Annotated in this window: 17 protein-coding genes; 11 read left to right on the top strand and 6 right to left on the bottom strand. The window is 49.4% G+C overall.

Annotated elements, in window-relative coordinates; genetic code table 11:
• Positions 1 to 28: 28 nt before the first annotated feature.
• The 4 genes from MHI06_RS23980 to MHI06_RS23965 all read left to right on the top strand — a co-directional run bounded on the left by MHI06_RS23980 (position 29) and on the right by MHI06_RS23965 (position 4,382).
• Positions 29 to 802, top strand: coding sequence for an SDR family oxidoreductase (locus MHI06_RS23980; RefSeq protein ID WP_264934118.1), 774 nt, complete (start codon positions 29 to 31; stop codon positions 800 to 802).
• A gap of 206 nt (positions 803 to 1,008) precedes the next feature.
• Positions 1,009 to 2,382, top strand: coding sequence for a DEAD/DEAH box helicase (locus MHI06_RS23975; protein WP_340399338.1), 1,374 nt, complete (start codon positions 1,009 to 1,011; stop codon positions 2,380 to 2,382).
• A 27-nt stretch (positions 2,383 to 2,409) separates the two neighbouring features.
• The gene (locus tag MHI06_RS23970; protein ID WP_169480591.1) at positions 2,410 to 3,162 is read left to right on the top strand and encodes an ABC transporter ATP-binding protein; all 753 of its coding nucleotides are present in this window, start codon (positions 2,410 to 2,412) and stop codon (positions 3,160 to 3,162) included.
• Positions 3,163 to 3,164: 2 nt separating this feature from the next.
• A complete protein-coding gene (locus MHI06_RS23965; RefSeq protein WP_340399337.1) occupies positions 3,165 to 4,382 on the top strand; it encodes an ABC transporter permease in 1,218 nt (405 codons plus the stop codon).
• 171 nt (positions 4,383 to 4,553) lie between these two features.
• Here MHI06_RS23965 and MHI06_RS23960 read toward each other — a convergent pair whose 3' ends face one another.
• The 3 genes from MHI06_RS23960 to MHI06_RS23950 form a co-directional block, all read right to left on the bottom strand.
• Positions 4,554 to 4,682 carry a hypothetical protein gene (locus tag MHI06_RS23960; protein ID WP_017692471.1) on the bottom strand — a complete coding sequence of 43 codons (129 nt, stop codon included), beginning with the start codon at positions 4,680 to 4,682 and terminating at the stop codon, positions 4,554 to 4,556.
• A gap of 265 nt (positions 4,683 to 4,947) precedes the next feature.
• Positions 4,948 to 6,246 (bottom strand): aminotransferase class I/II-fold pyridoxal phosphate-dependent enzyme, encoded by a 1,299-nt coding sequence (locus MHI06_RS23955; protein WP_340399336.1) that lies wholly within the window; start codon positions 6,244 to 6,246, stop codon positions 4,948 to 4,950.
• A 178-nt stretch (positions 6,247 to 6,424) separates the two neighbouring features.
• Complete coding sequence (locus MHI06_RS23950; protein WP_340399335.1) at positions 6,425 to 7,042, bottom strand: pyridoxamine 5'-phosphate oxidase family protein; 618 nt, start codon at positions 7,040 to 7,042, stop codon at positions 6,425 to 6,427.
• Between the two features lie 156 nt (positions 7,043 to 7,198).
• On the opposite strand from MHI06_RS23950, the gene MHI06_RS23945 reads away from it, so the two are divergent.
• A complete protein-coding gene (locus MHI06_RS23945) occupies positions 7,199 to 8,656 on the top strand; it encodes a PLP-dependent aminotransferase family protein (protein WP_340399334.1) in 1,458 nt (485 codons plus the stop codon).
• 178 nt (positions 8,657 to 8,834) lie between these two features.
• On the top strand, positions 8,835 to 9,620 hold the full coding sequence (locus tag MHI06_RS23940; RefSeq protein WP_036605807.1) for an AraC family transcriptional regulator: 786 nt from the start codon (positions 8,835 to 8,837) through the stop codon (positions 9,618 to 9,620).
• 347 nt (positions 9,621 to 9,967) lie between these two features.
• Here MHI06_RS23940 and asd read toward each other — a convergent pair whose 3' ends face one another.
• Both asd and MHI06_RS23930 read right to left on the bottom strand, forming a co-directional pair.
• Positions 9,968 to 10,759: an archaetidylserine decarboxylase gene (gene asd / locus MHI06_RS23935; protein WP_169480585.1), complete on the bottom strand. Its 792-nt coding sequence runs from the start codon at positions 10,757 to 10,759 to the stop codon at positions 9,968 to 9,970.
• An 85-nt stretch (positions 10,760 to 10,844) separates the two neighbouring features.
• The gene (locus MHI06_RS23930; protein ID WP_340399333.1) at positions 10,845 to 11,975 is read right to left on the bottom strand and encodes a YheC/YheD family protein; all 1,131 of its coding nucleotides are present in this window, start codon (positions 11,973 to 11,975) and stop codon (positions 10,845 to 10,847) included.
• 352 nt (positions 11,976 to 12,327) lie between these two features.
• Here MHI06_RS23930 and MHI06_RS23925 point away from each other — a divergent pair, with 352 nt between their 5' ends.
• Complete coding sequence (locus MHI06_RS23925) at positions 12,328 to 16,878, top strand: WIAG-tail domain (RefSeq protein WP_340399332.1); 4,551 nt, start codon at positions 12,328 to 12,330, stop codon at positions 16,876 to 16,878.
• A gap of 173 nt (positions 16,879 to 17,051) precedes the next feature.
• On the opposite strand, the gene MHI06_RS23920 is transcribed toward MHI06_RS23925, so the two are convergent.
• On the bottom strand, positions 17,052 to 18,617 hold the full coding sequence (locus tag MHI06_RS23920) for a M4 family metallopeptidase (protein ID WP_340399331.1): 1,566 nt from the start codon (positions 18,615 to 18,617) through the stop codon (positions 17,052 to 17,054).
• 773 nt (positions 18,618 to 19,390) lie between these two features.
• Between MHI06_RS23920 and MHI06_RS23915 the strand changes: the two genes are divergently transcribed.
• From MHI06_RS23915 to MHI06_RS23900, 4 genes are read left to right on the top strand one after another with little or no spacing between them, the layout of a single operon-like run.
• A complete protein-coding gene (locus tag MHI06_RS23915) occupies positions 19,391 to 20,359 on the top strand; it encodes a glycosyltransferase (RefSeq protein ID WP_169480581.1) in 969 nt (322 codons plus the stop codon).
• 41 nt (positions 20,360 to 20,400) lie between these two features.
• Positions 20,401 to 21,522: a glycosyltransferase family A protein gene (locus MHI06_RS23910; protein ID WP_340399330.1), complete on the top strand. Its 1,122-nt coding sequence runs from the start codon at positions 20,401 to 20,403 to the stop codon at positions 21,520 to 21,522.
• Entirely contained in the window at positions 21,519 to 22,292 is a 774-nt protein-coding gene (locus MHI06_RS23905) for a glycosyltransferase family 2 protein (protein ID WP_340399329.1), read from the top strand. The genes MHI06_RS23910 and MHI06_RS23905 overlap by 4 nt, the downstream gene beginning before the upstream one ends.
• A complete protein-coding gene (locus MHI06_RS23900) occupies positions 22,289 to 23,020 on the top strand; it encodes a sugar phosphate nucleotidyltransferase (RefSeq protein WP_169480579.1) in 732 nt (243 codons plus the stop codon). Before MHI06_RS23905 ends, MHI06_RS23900 begins: the two co-directional genes overlap by 4 nt.
• Positions 23,021 to 23,023: the final 3 nt, after the last annotated feature.

Genomic DNA, 23,023 nt, shown 5'->3' with positions numbered 1-23,023 from the left:
TATGTGTTCATACGGGAGGACATCACGGATGCTGAAAGATCAGGTAGTGTTTATCACAGGTGCATCGAGTGGTATCGGTGCGCTTTGTGCACAGATGCTGATAGAAGAAGGAGCCATCCCGATTCTGGCTGCCCGTTCGCGGGATAAGCTGGAAGAGATTGGTGCCTCGCTGAAAGGGCAGCATGAATTGCTTACGCTTGATGTTACGGACAGTGAGCAGGTTCAGGCAGCTGTGGATGCGATATTGCATAAATACGGACGAATTGACATTTTGCTGAATAACGCAGGTTATGGTAAATTCGCAGCCATGACGGACATGTCTGTACAGGAATTCGATGAGATGATGGACGTTAATTACATGGGCATTGTCCGCTGCACCAAAGCAGTACTTCCACAGATGCTGGAACGGGGTAGAGGACAGATTGTGAATGTGGCTTCCATGGCTGGCAAAATCGGTACGGCCAAATCCGCTTCCTATACAGCTACGAAACACGCTGTACTCGGATTTAGTAACGCGCTGCGTCAGGAGCTTCGCAAGACAGGAGTCCTGGTGACAACCATTAACCCGGGTCCGATTGATACACCATTTTTCCATCGGGCTGACCCATCTGGCAATTATGTGAATAATGTACGCTGGATGATGTTGAAACCGGAAGACGTTGCGGGTCATATGATTCGGGCGATGAAGAAGCGCAAGGAAGAAGTGAATCTGCCAAGACTTGCTTCTGCTGGCATATGGCTGTACCAGCTATTTCCACGTCTTGCAGACCGATTGTCACACGGTGTAATGAATCAGAAGTAAATGCAATATTGGGCATCATATACGGGATGAAAGAAAGGCTCCGCCGAGGGGCTTTTCTTTTTTTTTGTGTGCAAATGGATAATTCCTGAATAAGATTTGGTCCACGGGCTTTTTTCGCATATAATGAAAGGTAATGTGATGACAGGCTTCGGTTTTATACAAGCAAGGCTAGCATCAAAATGAATAAATTAAAAGGATGGACATACATGACGAATCAAACATTTGCTTCAATTGGCGTGGAACAGGATCTGGAGGCCGTTTTGGCGAAACATGGCATTAACGAACCTTCACCTGTACAGGCTCAGACGATCCCGGTTATTTTGGAAGGCCGAGATGTCGTATCCAAATCCCAGACGGGAACTGGAAAAACGTTGGCGTATTTGTTGCCCCTGTTACAATCCATCAAAATGGATATCAAAGGTACGCAGAAACTTATTATTGCACCTACGCAAGAGCTGGCAATGCAAATTGTACGTGAAGCGCAGCGTTATGCGGAAGAACGCAAGATCGGCGTATTGGGTCTGATTGGTGGCGCAGCAGCTAAACGTCAGATCGAGAAGCTGCGTGAGCATCCGCAATTGGTTGTAGGTACACCGGGACGGCTTAAAGAATTGATTACACTCAAAAAACTGAAAATGCACAACGTTTCCACCATTGTCATTGATGAAGCGGATCAGGTATTCCAGCTTGGCGGCGTAAGTGACGTGAACTTTGTACTCAAGAGCGCATTGCGGGACCGTCAGTTGATTTTCCTATCAGCAACCATTGATGAGCATACGGCTGGGCTCGCGAAGCGTGAGATGAAAGAGCCTGTTCATATCGGAATTGAACCGGACCGCGCTACGGCTGCGGGCCTTGAGCATTTTTATTTTGTAGAAGAAAACCGCAACAAAATTGACATGCTGCGTCGTCTGGTTAGACAGTACAATCCGGATCGGGCGATCGTATTTGTGAATGCAACTGAAGATATTGGTGAAGTGGAAGCGAAAATGAATCATCTGGGCTTGTCCGCTGCTGCGCTGTATGGGGATGCTGACAAAGTGACCCGCAGTAACGTATTGTCTGCCTTCCGTAATGGTAAACTGCAACTGTTGATCGCCAGCGAAGTCGCTGCCAGAGGACTGGATATCGAAGGATTGCCAATGGTCATTAACTATGACCCTGCATTTGACTCGGAGCACTATGTTCACCGTGCAGGTCGTACAGGCCGGATGGGACGTTCAGGTATTGTTCTGTCCATTGTGGACGAAACACAGATCTTTATTATGCGTAAATTCGCACGCGAACTCGGGATTGAACTGCCAGAACGTGTACTCTTTGGCGGTAAAGTACTGGAGGCTGATCCACGTCCGGATACACGTCCTGAGGGACATTCGTTCTCCAGAAAACCAGGACAATCCAGAGATCGCAAACCAGGTCAGGGCAGCCGCAATGGCGGTACCCGAGCTACAATCTCCAATTCGCGTCCAGTAGGTAGCAAACCAGCTGGCAATACTGGCCGCACGGAGCGCGATCAGGATCGTAAAAACAAGGGAGCACCCAAGTGGAGTAAAGACAAAACGCCACGCTCCGAAGAATAGAATCTGACGAAAGGGGTGCAGGGATAGATGGAAAACGTTCAATCGCCTGTTCTGCAAATCAGTGGGCTAAGCGGAGGTTATAGTGCCAAACGGCCGGTCCTTCACGGCATCGATCTGGAAGTCGGACGTGGAGAGATGGTTGGACTAATCGGATTAAATGGTGCTGGCAAAAGCACAACCATGAAACATATCCTCGGCTTGATGACCCCTCAACAGGGTGAAGTGAGAGTGATGGGCAAGAAGCGGGACGAGGATGCGCAGATCTACCAATCAGCCATGGCATTCGTACCGGAATCACCCGAACTGTATGATGAGATGACGGTGATGGAGCATCTGGAGTTTACGGCAAGAGCGTACAATGTGTCGGAGGCTGACTTCAAACAACGTACGGAGAAATTGCTGGCATTGTTCCGCATGAATGAGAAAAGTACAAGTCTGTCGACTCACCTGTCCAAGGGGATGCGGCAAAAGGTCATGATCATGTGTGCTTTTGTGGCCGGACCACCACTGTACATCATTGATGAGCCTTTCCTGGGACTGGACCCGCTAGGTATTCGCTCTTTGCTTGATTTTATGCTGGAGATGAAAGCTTCGGGATCATCCATCTTGCTCAGTTCACACATTCTGTCCACGATTGAAAATTACTGTGATCGTTTTATCGTTCTGCACCGTGGACAGGTCATTGCTCAAGGGACGCTGAATGAATTGCGCCTTCAATTCGGGGAATCGGATGCCACGCTGGAGCACATGTTCTATTCCCTCGTACAAGGCAGGGATTGAGCATGGATCTCAAGCTGCTATGGAAGCAAAGACGCACAGGATTCTGGAACGGAATTCTTCCTTATCTGGGTTATGTGATCCAGAGCGGTGTAGCTATGGTCTTTTTATTTCTCGTCATTGCGTTCTCCGCCTGGTATACATCGTTTGTCCAGAACATTCCCGCGGAATTTCCGATTCGCTGGATTGCATTGTTGCTGCTGGCACCACTAGTGCTGTTTAGCAGTTATCGTACATATCTGCTTCCGGCAGATATCGTGTTCCTGCGACCACAGGAATACCGGATGCAGGAATATTTGAAGAACAGCTTTGCCCGGGGCATCATCTATAAAAGTCTGGGCTTACTGCTTGTATTTGTTACACTGTGGCCCCTCTACGTCAGAGCAGATCTGGATGCACGGCCATTTGGCTGGTTCATCGTATTCCTGCTGCTGTGGAAAGGGTTGTCCAGTTACGGAGCGTGGCAAGAGCTAAGAATGGTTCAGGTTGGGGCAGCAAGAGGATATCGTCTCTTGCGATGGGCTCTGGCAGTGCTGGCGGTTGGCGCATGGTTGTGGCAGCCACCGCAGCGTAGCGTCTGGTTCCTGCTGCTGCTAGCTGTCGTCTACATCGTTGCCTTGCGTGTACCGATGAAACATCGGGTAGCGTGGGAACGACTGATTCAGGTGGAGCAGGGGCAGGCTGGCAGGGTTATGCGCACGCTCGGCTGGTTCGTGGATGTACCTTCATCCGGACAGAAAGTAAGTTCGCGTCGCTGGCTTAGCAAATTGGGAAGCGGTCTTCCCTGGAATGCGGGGAAAGCTTACCGATATCTGATTACCAAAACGTTTATTCGAACCGAAGTGTTCTCAATCGTGTTACGCCTAGTTGTGCTGGGCATGTTACTATCCTGGTGGACAGCAGGCAGCTACTTTGGTGTAGGTGTGTATCTGTTCTTCCTGTTGCTTGCAGGTGTACAGCTTGGTGCGCTGCGTCGCAGTCATAGTGAATCGTTCTGGATTATGATCTATCCGATCTCGGGAGAAAGTCGTCGTTCTCAGGTGTTAGGATTCATATTCCATCTGCACGCATTGGCTGCATTGCTCATGTGGCTGCCTATGCTAGCTGCTGGAGTGAGCGGACTAAGCATCACCGGAGTGGCGTTTGTATTGGGCTTACTGGTCATTGTAATCATGCGGCGTTCGCAAGGGAACAAGTGGTTGAAGGAAGAAGAGGACGAGTAAACGATGGGACACTTGACCAGCTCGGATTATTAGATTGGGTTTAACAATGAGCGGTACAAAATATAACAAAAGAAGGGTATGCCGGGCTGTATCCCGGTATACCCTTCTTTGTGCTGTAATGGAATCATGCAGTCAGATCACTTGGTTCTCGCGCAAGTGTGTGTATTGGTACTAACAGAGGAACGATTTAGTGATAATCACGAGCAAGATGAACAGAACGAGAATGGCACCTGTGTTTGTAAATCCTCCGCCGTAACCGCCGCATCCATAACCGCCTCTTGTATCTTCAACTCCAGACATGGTCATTCCCCTTTCAAGTGGTTGTTTGGCACGCCCTTGCGTACATCGTATACTATGTGCCTTGGGGGTAGGCTGATTGGGCCGATGCCCGGTAAAGTCAGAAATTGAAGCTTTTGGGCAGATGAAACACAAAAGAACCCTTTGTATATCCGGAGACATGAAACGTCGCCGGTATACAAAGGGTTCTTATATCATGCAGGGTACAGAAATGATCCTGTGTCCCCTGATCTATTGAGATTGTTGTAACTTCGTTACGTTGTGTTAACTAGGTCTTCTGCAGATCCTGAACTCCACGATAGATGGTTTCATACAGATCTTCCAATCCGGATTCCTCAATACAAGAGAAGGCGATTCGCAGATCCGATTCACCCAGCGCGATTGTACCGACGCCGTATTGGTGCAGCAAATGGCTTCGAAGTTCTTCAGCGCCAACTTCTTTCAGCTTCAGGCACATGAAGTAACCGGAGTTAAAGGGATAATAATCCCATGCATCTTCATACTTGCCGCTATCGAGAATGGCCTTCACCTTGTTGGCACGGCCTTTCATAATCTCGAACTTCTCCTGTTTCTGTGCTTCAAACTCCGGTGCTTTGAGCGCATCCAATACAAAAGTCTGGGAAGGATGCGGGCCACTGGAGATAGTCGCCCGGATAATACCGAGTGTCTTCTGTTCCAATGCATGCAGAACGGCTGCATCTTCATGGGCATACGTAATGAATCCAACGCGGAAGCCCCATACGAATTCTTCCTTGGTTGCACCATCCACTTTTACAGTCAACACACGTGGATGAATGTTGGCAAGTTTGCCAAACAGGGATTCATGAATGGAATCTTCGAAGAACAGTCCGAAGTAAGCATCATCTGTTACAGCAACCACGTTAACGCCTGCTTCAGCTGCCTGAAGAATCGTGTTCACAATCGCATCTGCTTCTTCCGCTCCAGGCGTATAACCTGTTGGGTTATTCGGGAAGTTGAGCAGTACGATCGCTTTACCTTTGTCCTTCTGATCAAGCAGGGCCTGAAGCAGACCTTCACTGTTGAAGTTCAATTGATCATCGAACAGGGGATAATGAACCAACTGGCCATGACGACGAATTCCGAAGGTCAGTTCGTAATTTTCCCAGTTTTTATCCGGATATATGACAGCGTCCTCTTCATCAACGAACAGGTCGGCTACGATACTTAGTCCATGGGTTAATGCATTGGTTACAATCGGGTTGCCGAACGTCTTGCCTTCAAGCGAAGGCGTTTCCTTCAGCATCTTGTCTCTCCAGACGGTCCGCAATTCAGGCTTGCCTGCAGGCGGAGCGTAAGGGTACAGATCTTTCGGCTGGAATGCAGAGAGCTTCTCCTGAATAACCGGAAGATGCATCGGCACACCGCCCTCCAGAGCGATACCAATCGTTGCATTATAGGTTTTGGCCAAGCTTGCTGCTTCAGCAGATTGACTCAAGATACCTTCTTTAGGAAAATAAATTTCTTTGCCGAGCTGTGACAGCATGGAGTAGACGTGACTGCTGCCTGCCTGAATACTTTCGTTCAACTGTTCAGCCAGTGGATTCATTCTTTTCATCCTTCCAAGTCTTTGGGATTCAACTGCCTAACATTATAACACCTTGACATCCCCCCGTCACGGAAATTACGCAACATGACAGTTATATCGCTTTACCGCGTTGTTGCAGAGGGTTTTAAGGTGGGAATTAGCTGAATTTATCCTTGGATGAATCCTCTGAAAATGAATCTTATTGCTGATGAAATGGACAATATTTCCGCATCATCTCAGCGGTTTCGGCATCTCGTCCCTCATTGCGCTGTTCCAGTTGACCACTGATATAATCCAAGCGTTCGCTGGACCAATTTTGACCGAATTTAAATTTGGCAGTGACTCGTTCCGGGATAATTCTTACAACGGCTACAGCTTTGAGGTTGCCTGTGTAACGCGAATCAGTAGCATCAATGGGCACATATCCGCCTTGTGGCTGGAGTTTCTCCATGAAGCGTTGCAGTACCTTGCCTTTGATGTCCAGATCCTTAACTGGTTCTGCCTGACCGAAGGCCATGACACTTTTAAAGAAAGAAGTCGCTGGACAAGCAAGCTCGGGATCACTGAAAAAGGACGGAATCAGGGAGAACTCTTCAGCCACCGTGAAACTGACCGACGAATCCTGTTTGATCTGTTTCATCTTCTCTCCAGCCAGACTGCCGTGAAAATAAAAGTGACCGTCCATATAGACGAAATTCAGTGGTGTAACCCGTGGTTGTCCATCTGGACTGACCGTTCCCAGAAACCCGAAGGAGCACTGATCCAGAAATGCGGTAATCTCCTGTTCTTCATCTACTGTGAATTCTTTCCGTCTCATGTGTATTCCCCCATTAATAAAATGTATAATAGAACGCCATATCCTATGGATAACATTAGTTCATACATTGACAATGAAATAGATCCAATTTACATTCACTTTAGTAGGCCAATTGGTCAGAGATCAGGAATGAAGACGGATGGAGAGAGGTGCACGATGGAATTGTGGCTGCCGATGGATACGTATGAACTTCAGCATCGTTACAAGTATGAGGCATTGTACCATGCGTTACGTGATGCGATTCATGCAGGCACACTGAAGGGAGGCACGAGGCTTCCTTCGACGCGCGAACTGGCAAGGCAATATGAGATGTCACGTGGTTCGGTAGCTCAGGTGTACGACATGCTGCTTGCGGATGGTTATGTCCATGCACATCGGGGAAGAGGTACGTTCGTAACCGAAACATTATCCACACAGGAAAATGAGAAACAGGAAGCTGTTCTCAGGCTGTCTCCCTGGGGCGAACGAGTCCAGATGTTGAATACGCAACATGATGTCCCGCGGGCCCAGATGCCTTCACCCAAGCCGTCGATCATTAATTTCCAAATGCAGCGCATGCCTGCAGAACATTTCCCGCTGGCGGAGTGGAAGAGTGCACTCGCTGCTGTTCATCGCAGTGGTTGGCGAGAACCTAGCGGTGCAGCCGGTGATCCGGAGCTGCGTGAGGCCATCGCCTCCCATCTCAGATGGACACGTGGCATTCAGGCTGATGCATCACAGATTGTCTTGTTCAGCGGTTCAATGCAAGGCATCACCCTTCTATCCCAGCTGCTGATCGCAGAGGGGGCAGCGGTTGTATTGGAGAACCCGGGGTATCCGGGCATTGCCCATGCCGTTAAGTCCTGTGGTGGGAAAATCATCCCCGCAGATGTGGATACCGCAGGCATTATTCCTCAGCCTTGGGAGGCACAGACGTTATTTGTCACCCCTACCCGGCAGTTTCCAACAGGAGCTGTGCTGGGGTTGGACAGAAGACGTTCTTTGCTCGCGTGGGCCTCGAAGCGGAATGCGGTCATTATTGAAGATGATTACGACAGCGAATTCCGGTGGGGCGGAAGACCGATTGAGCCCCTCAAAGTGCTTGATCGTGAACAGCGCGTCATCTACGTTGGTTCATTCTCACAAACGATGGTTGCTTCGTTTCGACTTGGCTACGCCGTCCTGCCACCTGGTCTGGTAGAACCGCTGCTTGCCGCCAAGGCGTTGTATGAACCGGTACCTCCGGCACTGCTGGAGCAGCGCGCACTGGCGAAGTTTATGACCCGAGGAGGTTATCTGAGGCACTTACGGAGGTTAACCCGTTTATACGGGGAACGGCATGATTTTTTTGTGCGAGAGATGGAACTGCAGTTGCCGGAGGCATTCACGATGCATCTGGGTGATGCTGGATTGCATATCTACGCTACCTGGAATGGCGATGTGGATAGTTACCAGCAGTTTAAAAAGCTGGCTCAGGAGGATGGCATACTGTTCCGTGATGCAGAGCGATATCGGCTGACTTCAGGTCATCCGGCGGCCTGTTTTGCTTTTGCACATCTGGAGAAAGTAGAGATTACAGAGGGAATCCGGCGAATGCGGCTAGCCTGGGAGAAGTGCACATTTTCGTTTCGGTGAATTCCGCTGTATAATGGGATAAGACATTTCTCTCCTGTAGGAGCAGAGATCATATATGAGCAAGTTGGTTTGAGTGATTCAACATACCGAAATACATATGGCCTTGATTGAAGAAGTGAGATTCAGATCAGAATGATGCCATATGCAGAGAGATTAACTATCAAGGGGGAGTGGCGACATGCTGCAGGCATCGCCGTCATCATTTGTTATTTTGCCCGCTGTCGCCAAAATTGTCTGTGAACCGGGCTGGAAGTGGCAGAAGCGGGAAAAACCGATGCAAAACTATGATTTATTTTATGTATGGAGTGGTGAAGGAACGCTTGTATTGAATGACCAGTCGTATGAAGTTGGCAAGGGTAGTTGTTTTTTGTTTAGGCCAGGCGATCATCCTACTGCAACACATAATAAGCAAAAACCGTTGGTACTTACGTATATTCACTTTGATGTGGACGTACCTGTTGCTGATGTTCCTCAGTCTTATCGTGAAGTACAGGAGACCGTGGAATTTGAGCATTTGTTGGCACGTTATGTAAGACTGTTCTTATCGGATGTGTACGGACGTGATGAAGAGAGTCGATTGATTCTAAAGCAGCTGATGATTCATTTGCTTCGCGCCGATACGGAAGAACCTGTGGAGAAAAAGGTAAGCAATCAGTTGTCCGATGTGATCCAGGAAGTCGCCAATTATGTCCGTCAGCATCCAGGGATTACGCATCGGGTGGAAGATTTGGCTGCACGGGCTGGCTTATCGCCCCGATACTTCTCGATCAAGTTCAAGGAACTGGTCGGATCATCGGTGCAATCTTATATTATCCGTATGCGTATTGAGCGGGCAGAACATCTGCTGGTACATACCGGCATGAATGTGACCGAGGTGGCGGATGCCTTGGGGTACCGGGATATCTTCTTCTTTAGTCGTCAATTCAAGCAGTATACAGGCAAAAGCCCGTCCGAGATTCGTTAGAATTCTGGTTGGAAAAACATGACAACGTTTCAAGTCTGGAACGCGAGGGTAATTATCTAGCATTCCAGATGACCAAAAGGGGGAACTTGTGATGAACGGAAAACGTCGGGTCCGCAACCGGGGATGCTCTACAAAAGGATGCAATATTTTCCGAAACCGTCTGCGCCGCTTCAAACCGGCAGAGGACTTGCAAGATGTGTGGTTTTGAGGAAAATTCAGCAGACCAATAACGACGGAGCGAAGCTTCGTATTGCATGTATACATGGATGAATATGAATGCATAAAGAGGATGGCACAATACCTGGTTACAGGTGCTGCGCCATCCTCTTTATTTGCGTATGGACTCATTAGTTCTTCGGTTTCAAACGACCAAGCAATGCGCCCATTTTGACCGAATCTCCTGGCTGTAAGCCAGGTTCCGGTTCGAATGTACCACTCTGCGTCAACAGAACAACAGTGGAACCGAATTCAAAATAGGCCAGATCATCGCCTTGTGCCCAGGTACTTGTGTCCGTGTCCGCATATTGTATGCTACTCACGTTCATCGCACCCACTTTGACAACCGCCACTTCACCGTAATCGTGTGCGATATACGTGATGAGCCGTTCGTTTCGACTAAGTACGGATCTCATATGGGTCAGGCCAAAATCATTCACGGGATAAACTTTGCCCTTGATGTGCTCGCTCTCTATTTTGCGGCCGCTGACAGGTGCATGAATGCGGTGATAGTCGCGAGGGCTGAGATAGAGGACGAACCCGTACCCGTGCTTGTACTTCTCCAGATGGGGAGAATGGTTTAATAATTCAGCAAGTGTATAATTTTGTCCCTTAACATTCAGGAGTGTGCCTGCAGATATCGGACCGGCTGCCGTAATCTTGGCATCGACCGGGCTGATCAGTGCATGCTCTGAAAGTTCCAACGGGCGCATGCCCGGTTTTAATTTGCGGGTAAAGAAATCGTTCAGTGAACGGTATTCCTTCCAGTCTTTCTCGGCCTCCTGAACAGGGATGTCGTAGGTCCGGACAAAATAAGGGATAAATGCCTTACTTCCCCGGCTTTTGGAGAAGGCTCCCACAGTCCGGGAGATCCATTTGCGCGAAGAAAGTTCGGTCATTAATCGCAACAGCGTTTTTGCCATGAATATCCCCCTTAGGGTTAATGCGAACTTCAAGGCCGGCATGACCGGCCGTTCTGCATAATATTGACACAGAATGCACACGAAATCAATATAATCCCCTATCGTATGTCTGTGGTTGTCTCGGAATCCTCGAATTCTGCTCCAGCAACAGACGGCCATAGGACATCGGTTTGCTGTATGTGGTCTTCCAGTGTTCCGACATTCCAGCTTTACGAAAACCGTAGCGCTGATCCCGTCCATTACATTCAATAAAATAGATCTGGCCGCTGCGCGTTATTCCGAGATCAAGGCCCAGATCAGCCAGGTGTGGCAGACTGGCGGCCAGGTTCTGGGCAATTCGGAGTGCAACAACTCCGATCCTGTGCTCCAGTCGAGCCAAATCGAAGTCGGATTCTGCTGCCCCAAGGGCCTCGGCGAGCTTCATGACTTTACCGCCCTGGGCGATGTTGGTGACAAACGTATGAGCAGGAGCGGCTTTGGCAAACATGCCTGTAATTCCCCACAGACCATCGCTACCACGCTGTACGGATACCCGCAGATCTACCGGCCTGCCCTCATAACGCACCAGCGGGATACGCTCTTCAATGAGATAGGCATGGCGAAAGATGCGCCGAAGGGTGGAGGAAGGAAGCTGTCCTTTGCTCAATCGGAATGTAGCCCATCCTTTGCGTGCGGCCTTCGTCTCACAGGTCAGCTTCCACTGTCCATCTCGCTGAAAGACGCGCATAATGCCATGACCGATACTGCCGCTGCAGGGTTTGATGACGAGATCATCGTAATGTTCCATCATATAGGCCAGAGACTCTGGCGTAGCTTTAACTGCACGGGGCAGGTGTTCTCGCAAGCCCAGGTCCTGATGAAGCATGTCATGAATATGATCTTTACGGTACCGATTGCGAACGTTGAATACCTGAATACCTTGCAACATCAGCTTGGTGATCTGATGCTGTTCCGCCCGGCGAAGCTGGAGTGATCGGTTATGAATGACGGAGGGCAATGGCATGCGCTCACGAACATATTTACCTTCCTTTTTTACATAAGCAAGACATGTCTTCCGATCCGAATCAATATCTTCCAGCCGCAAAAAGCAGGGAGTTAATCCATAACTGGCCGCTGCCTGTTCATAATTCGCGAGTGATTCCTGACCGGTCCTTCCGGCCGGTATCCCCCGGTACATGCGTGAATCGAACATAATGCCGATCGTTTCTTGGAGCATGACCGTTCCTCCTTCGATGTTATCGCGACATGAATCGTCCATTCATGGAATGCCGGCCTGTCACCGCATGGCTCTGACATCGCGATAACGCAGACCGGTGTGTAGATGCATAGCCATGCACCAGTGTTTGATCAGACATAATATCCTATGACATGAATGGGACGGGGGCGTGGACAGCCGCCTTTCCACTACCACCCTGACACGCCTATTTCCACGAAGATCATCGAACCTTCCTGTCTTGACGCCTGTACACCCGTGCTCTGGAATCTGCAAAAGTCATAAATGAAGTGGCAGATGCCCATATGGAAGCATATGATGCCGGAGACGAACGTTAGAGGAAGGAGCAAGCTGCATGAGTAAAAATGGCAAAAAGAGGGTTCTGACGCCGAAACTGCGGCATGTGAGCCCGAAATTCAAGGAATTGGAACTGACTGATCGCCGAGTGGAACCAACAAAATCAGGGCTGATACCGAATAGGGGAGAACGCCTGAATACAGATGTACCTGCTCCCAAGAGCACTCAAGATTCGGCCGAAGCTTCTCCCGAAAGTACAGAAGTTCGTTCAACGACAAACGAGCCTGTGCAAGAAAAATTGGCTGACACCCCGAAGCCTGAATCTGTAGAGTCAGTGAATCAGGAAGTGAGTACTCCAGTGGTCGTGGAGAAGGAAATTCAGGTAAGTAGTATTGCTCCTCTTTCCCTGGAAGAACAGAGTGGCAAGAAGGAGACAAAGAGCAAGGATCGGCTGGAGATCCTGAATCAGAATCAGATGCCTGGACATACCGGACACTACATCTACACGGATGATCTCAGTGAGTTCGCTGTTACGGAGAGTCGACTGGCTCCCTTCTCGGTGGATGCATCCAAGCTGAAACCGGGTGCTGTTGGAAGTGAAGCTTTACAGGATTATGCAGTGACCAGCATTCACATCGCAGATGGTGCAGTTGTATCTGCAAAACTGGCAGAAGCATCTGTATCGGAAGAACATCTGATTGATGGCTCCGTGTCGGGTCATAAAATCCGGAATGCGTCCATTGGCGGGGATAAAATCAGGGATGGCAGCATCACTTCCCAGAAGCTCGGCAATCAAGTCATTGATTCTGCCAAAATTGCCGACGGTTCCATCAATACAAGGCATCTTAGTCGCTTGCTGGTTACCGAAGAATTGATCAAAAATCACGCGGTCACCGGTGACAAGATTGCCATCAGTGGGATCGAGACCCGCCACTTATCGGGTGGAGTCATTCATACATCGAAGCTGGCTGATGATGCGGTGACATCCGCTAAAATTCGTGAAGGTGCAGTGACGGGTAGCAAAATTGAAGAGCAATCCATCGAGTCACACCACATTCAGTCCGGTGCAGTTAAACAGGCACATTTGGCGGAAGGGATTGTTGGACGTTCCCAATTGTCTGCCAGCAGTATTGGAAGTGAGCAGATTGAGGACGGAGCGATCCAGACCAGACACATTGCCGAGAATTCATTAAGCGGAAGGCATCTGGTGGATGGTTCCATCAGCTCCGCTCAGATTCGAGCGCTCGCTATAGGCAGCGAGCAGATTGGGCATGGAGAAATAAGCAGTGAGCATCTGGTGGACAGTGCGGTAAATAGCAGCAAGCTGGCAGACCAGTCTGTCGGAACAGCGAAATTGCTGGAACAGGCGATTACGGCTTCCAAGATCGCAGACCAGAGCATCATTGCTTCCAAAATTGCAGATGAAGCCGTACAAGGTAAACATCTAGCTAAAGGGTCCATTCGTGCAGAGCATATCGCGAATCGGGGCATAACCCCTGTGCATGTGGATAATTCAGCCATTCACTCGATTCATATTGCTAGTGGAAGCATTGAAGCGTCCCATTTCTCCACGGGGAGTGTGTCTGCTGAGGCTTTGGGCGAAGGTGTTGTACTGGAGAAGCACTTGGCCGAGTCATCCGTAGGTACATTTGAATTGCAGGACGGAGCGGTAACAAGTGCGAAGCTCGCGGATACCAGTGTTACAGCTGAGAAACTGGGGCCTGCCTCTGTTATCAGCAAGGCGCTGGCTCCGGGCAGTGTAACATCGACCCATCTCGCGAATGGAGGCGTTACAGGTGCGCATCTTGCTCAAGGCAGTGTAGGTTCTGAGGCACTGAGACCTTATTCTGTGAAGTCCGAGCACCTTACGGAACACTCGGTGAGCACACCCCATCTTCAACCGGGCAGTGTTCATACGGAGGCGATGTCTCGCGGAGCAATCACGACGGATAAAATGGCCCCGGGCAGTGTTACCTCAGCCCAATTGGCTGGAGGGTCCATTTTCCCACCTCATCTGACGGATCATGCGGTTACCTCTCCTAAACTTTCACCGGAGAGTGTCTCAACTGACAAACTGGCTGACTTGGCAGTTACATCAGCCAAACTGGCCGACGGCAGTGTTACTTCTTCCAAAATATTGGCCGAAAGTATCGTTGCCAAGCACATTCCTGCTGGAACGATTCGTGGTTATCACCTGAAGCAACATGCCGTTTCTCTGGAACATCTGGCTGATGAGATCCGGTCGCCGGAGTTGTTTGCAGATGGCAGTATTACAGGCAACAAACTGCGGCAAGGTACGTTGTCTTCAGAACATCTGGCAGCAGATTCGGTATCTGGAGCGGAATTACAGCATGGTGCGGTAAGCAGTGAGCATCTTCAGCCTGGTTCGGTCGATTCGATTCATCTGGCTGGAGGCAGTGTAACATCTAATCATTTGGCTGCTCAGGTCGTGAACTCCCAGCATCTGAAAGAAGACATTATTTATGGAGATCATATCGTAGGGCAGGCAATAACATCGCAACATCTCACGCCATCCTCTGTACAAACAGAACATCTGGCGCCTTTATCCGTGACGGAAGCACATCTGCAACCAGGTCTGATCAGTGGACTGCATCTTCAGGCGGAGGCGCTTGGTGCAAATCATCTTCAGCAAGGAGCGGTACAATCTCGCCATGTACAGGATGGGGCGATCCTTCCTCACCATATCCAGGAGCGGAGCATTGGTACTTCTCATCTGGAAGAAGAATCGGTGAGTACGATTATTTTGCAGGAAGAATCCGTGACCCGATCCAAACTGGCCACTGGCGGTGTAGACGGAACGAAAGTAGCTGCGGGTGCGATATCGAGCAGACATCTGGCATATGAAAGTGTGCAATCGATTCATATCGAAGAAGGCGCGATCCGAGGGGATCACATTCAGGAGGGAATCATTACTGCGCTTCATCTGGAAGAAGATGCAGTAAGTACGATTCATCTGCAGGATGGAGCAGTAACGGGTTCCAAACTGGCTGATGGCGTTGTAGACGGGGATAAATTAGTCGAGGGTGCGGTATCGAGTGTTCACCTTGCAGAGGAAAGTGTGCAATCCATTCATATTGAAGAAGGAGCTATCCGTGCGGATCATATCCAAGAGGGAAGTATTGGTACGCTTCATCTGGAAGGGGAATCAGTAGGTACTGCTAATCTCCAGAATGGAGCAGTAGCGGGTTCCAAATTGGCTGATAGCAGTGTAGACGGCAGTAAGCTAGTGGAAGGTGCGGTATCGAGTAACCACATTGCATACGAAAGTGTACATTTCGCCCATATCCAAGACGGGGCCATTCGTGCGGATCACATTCAAGAGGGAAGTATTGGTGCACTCCATCTGGAAGAGGAAGCAGTAGGCACGGTTAATCTGCAAGAAGGAGCAGTTACAGGTTCCAAGTTGGCAGATGGTAGTGTGGATGGCAGTAAATTAGCTACAGGCGCGATAGCCTCTGTGCATTTGGCTGACCGTGCGATCGATGGCAGCAAATTAGCCGAGGGTGCAATATCAAGTGCCCATCTCGCTGGCGAAAGTGTGCAATCTGCTCATATCCAAGACGGGACAATTCGTGCGGATCACATCCAAGAGGGAAGTATTGGTGCGCTCCATCTGGAAGAGGAAGCAGTAGGCACGGTTAATCTGCAAGAAGGAGCAGTTACAGGTTCCAAACTGGCTGACGGCAGTGTAGATGGCAGCAAATTGTCCACAGGCGCGATATCCGCTGTGCATCTGGCTGACCGAGCGATTGATGGCAGCAAATTAAGTGATCAAAGTATAACTTCCAGTCATCTGAATGCAGGTATTGTGGGTACGGCACATCTAAGTGAAGAGATCTGGAATGCCATTCGTCAGGTGAGTTCAGACACGCTGGAGCAATTGGCAGAGCTGAAAAGGCAGGAAGCAATGCTGGAGGTCCAGCAGCTTATGCAGACGGTAGGTCTGGACAATGACGCATTGTTCGGACTGGATATTGGTACGGAGACAGCCACGAATGCGCTGGCTGGTTTACTTGAACTGCAGGATCAACAGACACAGCCTGAACTGGAAAATCAGTATGATCAGCAAGAGCCGCAAGCTGGAACTGAATCCTCGACAGGATGGACAGAAGAAATTGCAGAACCTGTAACGGATGATAACTTTCAATCTACTGGTGATTCAGTCGAAACGTCGTCAGGATCTGCTGTTCAGGTGGAGTATACACCGGACCCTCAATCCATTACACAGGAGCATCTGTGTGATGATGCCGTGGGCAGCAACCAGCTGCAATCGGGTGCAGTTCAGGCCAAACATTTGGCATTTCAACCTGTTCGCAGCGTAAGCAAGCAACCGGTTGTACAACAATTCGGAATGGAAGCTTTTGTACTGCCAGAGAGTGAAGCATGCACAGAGGTAACCGTTGTGTTTGAAGAGTCATTTGCTTCCGAACATTATGTGATTGTAGCCATGAGCAATGATCGGGGATTTCAGGTATCTCTTCTCTCGCAGAGTGAGGATGAAGCGGTACTTGAAGTGTCGCGAACTGCAGATTGCAAGCATACGTACGGATTGTTGTCGTGGATTGCAGCAGGACCTTCGCAAGCATAATGCGGCCTTATATCAATAATAGACAAATGACAAAAGCGGTGCCCAGAGTTGTCCGGGACACCGCTTTTGCATGAGATAAGCTTGATCCGTTCGGACGGTGAGGGGTGTCTGAACGTTTCGTTACAATTTAAAATGAGTTTATTATAAGTTCAACTACATGAATTAAAGTAATTTTACAGGCCTACAGCTTGATATGCTTTGGTAATGGCTGTAGCTTCAGCGGAAGTTGCTCCGTACAGATCTTTGGCAGCTTGAATGGTAGCTGTCTTGGCAGCGGCAAATTTGGACGTTGGCGTCAGGTAGTTCACCAGTGTGCTGTAGAAAATCTGGATTGCTTTATCCCGGCCGATTCCAGTGACAGTCACACCATTGTGTGTTCCGCCTTGAGCTGCAAGGAAATAGGCTTTGTTAATGATACCACTGTTGATATGCACACCACCGTTATCCTGTGTACCTGTGTAGCGATCACTGTATTTGTCAGGTTGACCATACAATGTAGGGTTGGACAGGGAGCGCAGCGCGTCTCCTGGAATGTTAGGTGTGTAGATATCATCACCGAGCAGCCAGTTTTTACTTTGGATCGTATTACCGAAAATATCAGCAAAGGCTTCGTTGAGGGCACCTGGTTCATTACGATATTCCAGATTGGCTGTGTATTCAATAACACCATGTGTCAATTCATGACCCACAACATCCAGATCACCAGACAGGGATCGGAACGTCGTTCCGTCTCCATCACCAAAGACAATCTGTGCCCCGTTCCAGAAGGCATTATTGTAATTGGAGCCATAATGAACTGTGGATCTGATCAACAATCCGTTACCATTAATACCGTTACGGTTGAATTTGTTTTTGTAGAAATCATACGTGGCAGCAGCATAAGCATGAGCATCTACGCCTGCGCGATCGGTCCATACATTATCCGAATCCGTAAGCAGGGTACCTGGCAGCGAGGAGCCATTGTTCGCCGTGTACGTTTGGATGCCATTGCCGCGAGTGGTATCTCTCAGTTGGTAGGTGCTTCCGGATTGAGTGGTTGTCAGGGTTTTGGTATCACCAAGCACTCCTGTACCTGTTCCAGTAGCGAAGTTAATGAGGTCAAATTGGGATACGATACTGCCATCCACTGCATTTACGAAATACTTCGTCCGTAGAGGAGCAGGTTCAAGCACGTTAACTTCCGTAATGTAAACGAGATAAGTCTGTCCGTCTTCTTCATGATGATAGATGTTCAATTCAGCTTGAGGTGTGATTTCCGCTGCACCAAGCTCTCCAATGCGAGAGGTTGCTTCCTCGGTTGCAATACGGATCGCGTCTTCACTGCTGATCTCGGCTACACCATCATTCGGAATAGCTTGCTCTTCAATCGGTGGAAGGTCGCCAAGCGCGGAACTCACGGCTCCGGTTTTGTCCAAATGGATCGTCTGTTCTGCACCATAGACCGGGATACCTTTAATATATTGTTTCAGGCGGAAGTGTCTTACGCCAGCCGTATCGGTGTTTCTTTTGACAATTTTGAGCTGGGATTTCACATCGGAATTCAGGAATTGTTCCTGTTGTCCAAGGTAATCGAAGATGGTTTCATCTGTTCCACTATTCAATGGAATACCCTCCTCAGCGGCATAAGGGGCCTGAAGTGGAATGGATTGATCAGACAATGGAGCTGCAGTAGCAGAGGATACGGAAGCGAGCAAAAGAGCTCCTCCAAGAATTGTTGGCATAACTTTGGCAAATTTCATAGTAAACTCTCCCATTCTCAAACTTATTTTTTTGGAAAAATGAATCAATTTCATAATCATGCCAATCTCGGTTGGGATTCCGTCTGCAACTTGGGCAGCGCGGAGCGTGGGGCTGAACCTGAAGCGTGGAATGAGACAAGAAACGATAGGAACAAAATCGGCTGGACCTTGGCTCGGGAAGTGTTCAACACAACCCAAAGGATTACCGTTTATTCAGTTCAGCCCGAAGGCTTAATCGTCCATTGTGTTCCTCTTTCAGAAGCCGGGGGGTGTCCAATTGCGCAGGTAGAAGGTGTGTTCACGGAAAACTGGGTTGTTCATTCCGGGTTTACGTAAATGACAATGGCAGTGTGTGTTGAACAGCATCACTCCTCTCAAGATCAGAAATGCAATCAACTAAACATGCTTCGTGAATGGCATCATCAATAACTAACCTAAGGTCAATAAATAGTAAAATAAGATGTTTGGGAACTTGTGTTCCTTACAAGGTTATTTTTGTAAATAAAACTGCTTGGATCGTATATTATCACAGTGTAAAACTTTGGAAAAGATGCAAATTTGGTTTTTTTCTAAAATTGTGTCTGAAGTAGGGGAGAGGTAGCGTTTTTCGCATATTTTGACGTATTTTGTCTAAAAGGAAGGCTTGTACCCCTTGATTCACAGAGAGAACCTGCTTGGTACAAGGACATACGCCGTTTCCACTGCTCCACGAATACATAGAATAACGTGTACTCCCTTGGCATGCTCATGATTGAATGCGGGAGGTGAAAGTGTTGCGTAAAACCCGTACTAAAGCACGTTTTGCAACGCAATCGAAAGTGACAGGCAGAAAAACAGTACTGAAGAAACGAAGTTTGAAGTCTGGACAGAAAAAGGGTACAAAGGCCTATGTGTTCGTTATTCCACCCAGGCCGCAGATGCCACAGGCAAAGGATGGGGCCAAGAATGAAGCCGAAAATGGGATTGAAAATGGCATAAGAGATGCTTCTCCGCATGGGGACGATTCTCAGCGGCCGATGCTCTCGGTCATTATCCCTGCCATGAATGAGGAGAAAACGATTGGTGCCGTCGTTCGGGAAGCGCTGCGGATATGCCGTGACGCTGAAGTGCTTGTCGTTGTGAATGGTTCAACAGACGGTACAGCTAATGCAGCTAAACGTGCAGGAGCACGAGTACTCACTTATGCCGAAGCACTGGGGCATGATGGAGGACGAAAAGTAGGTGCAGCGGCGGCCCGCGGTCAGGTATTGCTGTTCACTGATGCAGATATTGCAATCCCTGCCGAGCACCTTGCACCTTATGTGCAGGCTGTGCTGAAGGGAACGGATGTGGCACTTAACGACTACCATGGACCGGTCACTCGCAGCCCCATTCATCCGGTAGTGGAGGCGAAACACATGTTGAACAGCATACTCGCCAGATCCGATCTCCGTGGGGCTTCGATGACAGCTATTCCGCATGCATTAAGCCGTCATGGACTTGAGGTGATCGGAATAACATCACTGGAAGTTCCGCCGCTCGCACAAGCGAAGGCAGTGATTGGCGGTCTCCGGGTACGCGCTGTTCATCACGTACCTGTGGGCAGATTGAATGCAGTTCGGATCAAGAAACGAAGTGGGCCTGATCCGCTCAGTCATGTGGTGCTGAATGATCATCTGGCAGCAATCAGGTGGATTACGGACACGCTCGGTCCCCGTGGAGGTCATACCGATCTGCAACGTGTTCGCAGCCTGGCGAGGTAAGCATGCCGCATCGGATGATGCAGCATGCTGGAGGTGAGGAAATGAAGGGACGTTCAGGGGTTGTCCACCGCAGGCGGACAATAAATAGACGAAGACGTACGACGACAGGAAGCACCCGTATTAACAAGCGTCATGGGAACAAGAAGCAGTTGATCACCTCAAAAAAGAGAAGAACCGGGTCGAAATCTGGCCTAATAGATCTGCGCTTGATGTGGAAAGCAGGGCAACTTGCAGGAAGCGAGGCGAAGGCGGACAACACAGCGTCAGAAAAACACGCGCGCCACGCATGGAATGTATATGCGGCCAACGTTGCGGAGCTAAGCAACCACGAAGTTGCCCTGAACGCAGGTAAGGCATTTTTGCAAGGATATGCTCATACTTCTGGACATTCATTCCAGATCGTACCCTTACCCCTTCGGCATTCGGCTGCTGCCGTTGTCTGTGCCTGCAATGAGGAACGCACTCTGGGGCAGGTGCTGTTGCAACTCAAGCGTTTGCCTCTGACGGATATCATTGTGGTACTGAATGGAACGACGGATGACAGTTTGAAACAGGTATTAAAGCAGCCGGGAATTACGCTCGTATATGAACCGGATCGGGCAGGACATGATGTGGGCCGTTCACTGGGAGCCAAGATGACGGATGCGGAGACGGTCCTCTTCGTGGATGGGGATATGGTCGTGGCGGCGGAACAACTTGCACCATTTCTGTTCGCGGTAGATCGGGGACAGGATGTGGCGTTGAATAATCTGACGTCCTTGCTTCCTCCGTTCGCAGGGCAGGATGAGGTAAGCCGGATCAAAGCATATCTAAACCGAACATTAGGCAGGGCAGATCTCGGTTCCAATTCCATGACAGCTGTGCCCCACGCCTTGTCTCGTCGTATGATTCAGACCGTGAAGCCAGCATCACTGGCCGTTCCACCAAAGGCACAAAGCCTCGCCATTCAGCATGGGCTGAGCGTATCGGCACCAAGTCAGGTGGATGTTATTCGTTCCAATCGATTACGTCCCGGTAACACGGGGAGTGGGAATGATGTCGCCAGATTGATCATCGGAGATCATCTGGAGGCGCTGGCTACCTGGCTGGATACGGGCTGGAATACAGTCCAGGCACATACGCTCTCCCGTGCTGAAGTGGCTTACAGGAGGAACGCCAGATGACACTGACGAGTATGATTATCCCAACGTACAACGGGCTGGATCTAATCAGGCCCTGCATCGATGCTATCAGACAATACTCGGGCGATCCTGCGTCATACGAAGTAATCGTTGTGGATAACGGTTCGACGGATGGAACGGCTGAATATTGTGCACTGGAGCGAATTCGTTTTGTCAGGTTTCCGGACAATCGGGGATTTCCGGCAGCGTGTAACGCTGGACTCCGTGCAGCCTGCGGGGATGAGCTGTTGCTGCTGAACAATGATGTTACGGTCACACCTCGTTGGCTGGAGAATCTGCGAACGGCTCTATACAGTGATCCAAGTATTGGGATCACGGGTCCTGTCACGAATTATGCAAGCGGCATTCAGCAGATTGAACTGGCGTTTCGGAACATGGAACATTTTCAGGAGCTGGCTGATTCCAACAATGTTGCGGATTCTTCAAGGTGGAGGGACGTGCGCCGGATTGTCGGTCTGTGTATGCTGATGAAACGAAGTGTAGTGGAATCAGTTGGACTGCTTGACGAGGCGTACTCTCCGGGACACTATGAGGATGACGATTATTGTTATAGAGCAAGATTGCAAGGATATCGCTTGCTGGTATGCGGGGATGTTCTCGTGCATCATCAGGGAAGTGCAAGCTTCCAGAAGACAGATCCGGTGGCGTGGAAACAGCTGCTTGAGCGTAATCGTTCGATTTTTATGAGCAAATGGCATGTCGATCCGCTTGAATATATGGACATATCCGATGAAGGAGGGAATGTGGAATGAAAGGTGTAATTCTTGCCGGCGGAACAGGAACTAGACTGTATCCTCTGACCCGGCTCATTAACAAACATCTGCTTCCAGTCGGTAAACATCCGATGATTATGTATGGCATCGACAGGCTCCGCCAGGCAGGCATTGATGAACTATTGATTGTCATTAACAAACATTCCGCCGGGTTATATACAGAGTATCTTGGTGGCGGAGCAGATCATGGGGTCAAGCTGACGTACCGCATTCAGGAAAAGGCAGGCGGGATTGCGGAAGCATTGGATCTGGCGACTACCTTTATCCTTCCTGGCGAAAAATTCGTTGTGCTTCTGGGGGATAATCTCTTCAGCGACGATTTGAAGCCTTATGTGGACCGCTACATGCAGCAACCTGCTGGTACAGCGCGAGTTCTGCTCAAAGAGGTGGATGATGCTCGACGTTATGGGGTGCCGGTCTTTGATCCAACGCATCCAGAGCGAATCTCGTACATTGAGGAGAAGCCAAGCCAGCCGAAGACCTCTTATTGTGTAACGGGCATATACATGTATGACGATCATGTATTTAACCTGATTCAAAACATCGCGCCGTCTGCGCGTGGAGAGCTTGAAATCACGGATGTAAATAATCACTACGCGTCTGCTGGTGGACTGGAATATGATATTTTGCAGAAATACTGGAGTGATGCAGGTACATTTGATTCGCTCCAAGAAGCAGCTGTCCGCATGAAAGGACAATTGCCCTAAAAT

It is taken from the genome of Paenibacillus sp. FSL H8-0079, assembly GCF_037991315.1.
Classification (GTDB): Bacteria; Bacillota; Bacilli; order Paenibacillales; family Paenibacillaceae; genus Paenibacillus.
Note: the sequence above shows the minus strand (reverse complement) of the source record. Positions and strands in the feature narration are given on the sequence as shown.

What these genes read in the sequence shown, in the direction of transcription:
- MHI06_RS23955 (WP_340399336.1), bottom strand. Translation starts at nt 6,246, where the DNA reads ATGAATCCACTGGCTGAACAGTTGAACGAAAGTATTCAGGCAGGCAGC.
- MHI06_RS23965 (WP_340399337.1), top strand. Translation starts at nt 3,165, where the DNA reads ATGGATCTCAAGCTGCTATGGAAGCAAAGACGCACAGGATTCTGGAAC.
- MHI06_RS23980 (WP_264934118.1), top strand. Translation starts at nt 29, where the DNA reads ATGCTGAAAGATCAGGTAGTGTTTATCACAGGTGCATCGAGTGGTATC.
- MHI06_RS23925 (WP_340399332.1), top strand. Translation starts at nt 12,328, where the DNA reads ATGAGTAAAAATGGCAAAAAGAGGGTTCTGACGCCGAAACTGCGGCAT.
- MHI06_RS23910 (WP_340399330.1), top strand. Translation starts at nt 20,401, where the DNA reads ATGAAGGGACGTTCAGGGGTTGTCCACCGCAGGCGGACAATAAATAGA.
- MHI06_RS23920 (WP_340399331.1), bottom strand. Translation starts at nt 18,617, where the DNA reads ATGAAATTTGCCAAAGTTATGCCAACAATTCTTGGAGGAGCTCTTTTG.
- MHI06_RS23945 (WP_340399334.1), top strand. Translation starts at nt 7,199, where the DNA reads ATGGAATTGTGGCTGCCGATGGATACGTATGAACTTCAGCATCGTTAC.
- MHI06_RS23905 (WP_340399329.1), top strand. Translation starts at nt 21,519, where the DNA reads ATGACACTGACGAGTATGATTATCCCAACGTACAACGGGCTGGATCTA.
- MHI06_RS23950 (WP_340399335.1), bottom strand. Translation starts at nt 7,042, where the DNA reads ATGAGACGGAAAGAATTCACAGTAGATGAAGAACAGGAGATTACCGCA.
- MHI06_RS23900 (WP_169480579.1), top strand. Translation starts at nt 22,289, where the DNA reads ATGAAAGGTGTAATTCTTGCCGGCGGAACAGGAACTAGACTGTATCCT.
- MHI06_RS23975 (WP_340399338.1), top strand. Translation starts at nt 1,009, where the DNA reads ATGACGAATCAAACATTTGCTTCAATTGGCGTGGAACAGGATCTGGAG.
- MHI06_RS23930 (WP_340399333.1), bottom strand. Translation starts at nt 11,975, where the DNA reads ATGCTCCAAGAAACGATCGGCATTATGTTCGATTCACGCATGTACCGG.
- MHI06_RS23960 (WP_017692471.1), bottom strand. Translation starts at nt 4,682, where the DNA reads ATGTCTGGAGTTGAAGATACAAGAGGCGGTTATGGATGCGGCGGTTAC.
- MHI06_RS23940 (WP_036605807.1), top strand. Translation starts at nt 8,835, where the DNA reads ATGCTGCAGGCATCGCCGTCATCATTTGTTATTTTGCCCGCTGTCGCC.
- asd (WP_169480585.1), bottom strand. Translation starts at nt 10,759, where the DNA reads ATGGCAAAAACGCTGTTGCGATTAATGACCGAACTTTCTTCGCGCAAA.
- MHI06_RS23970 (WP_169480591.1), top strand. Translation starts at nt 2,410, where the DNA reads ATGGAAAACGTTCAATCGCCTGTTCTGCAAATCAGTGGGCTAAGCGGA.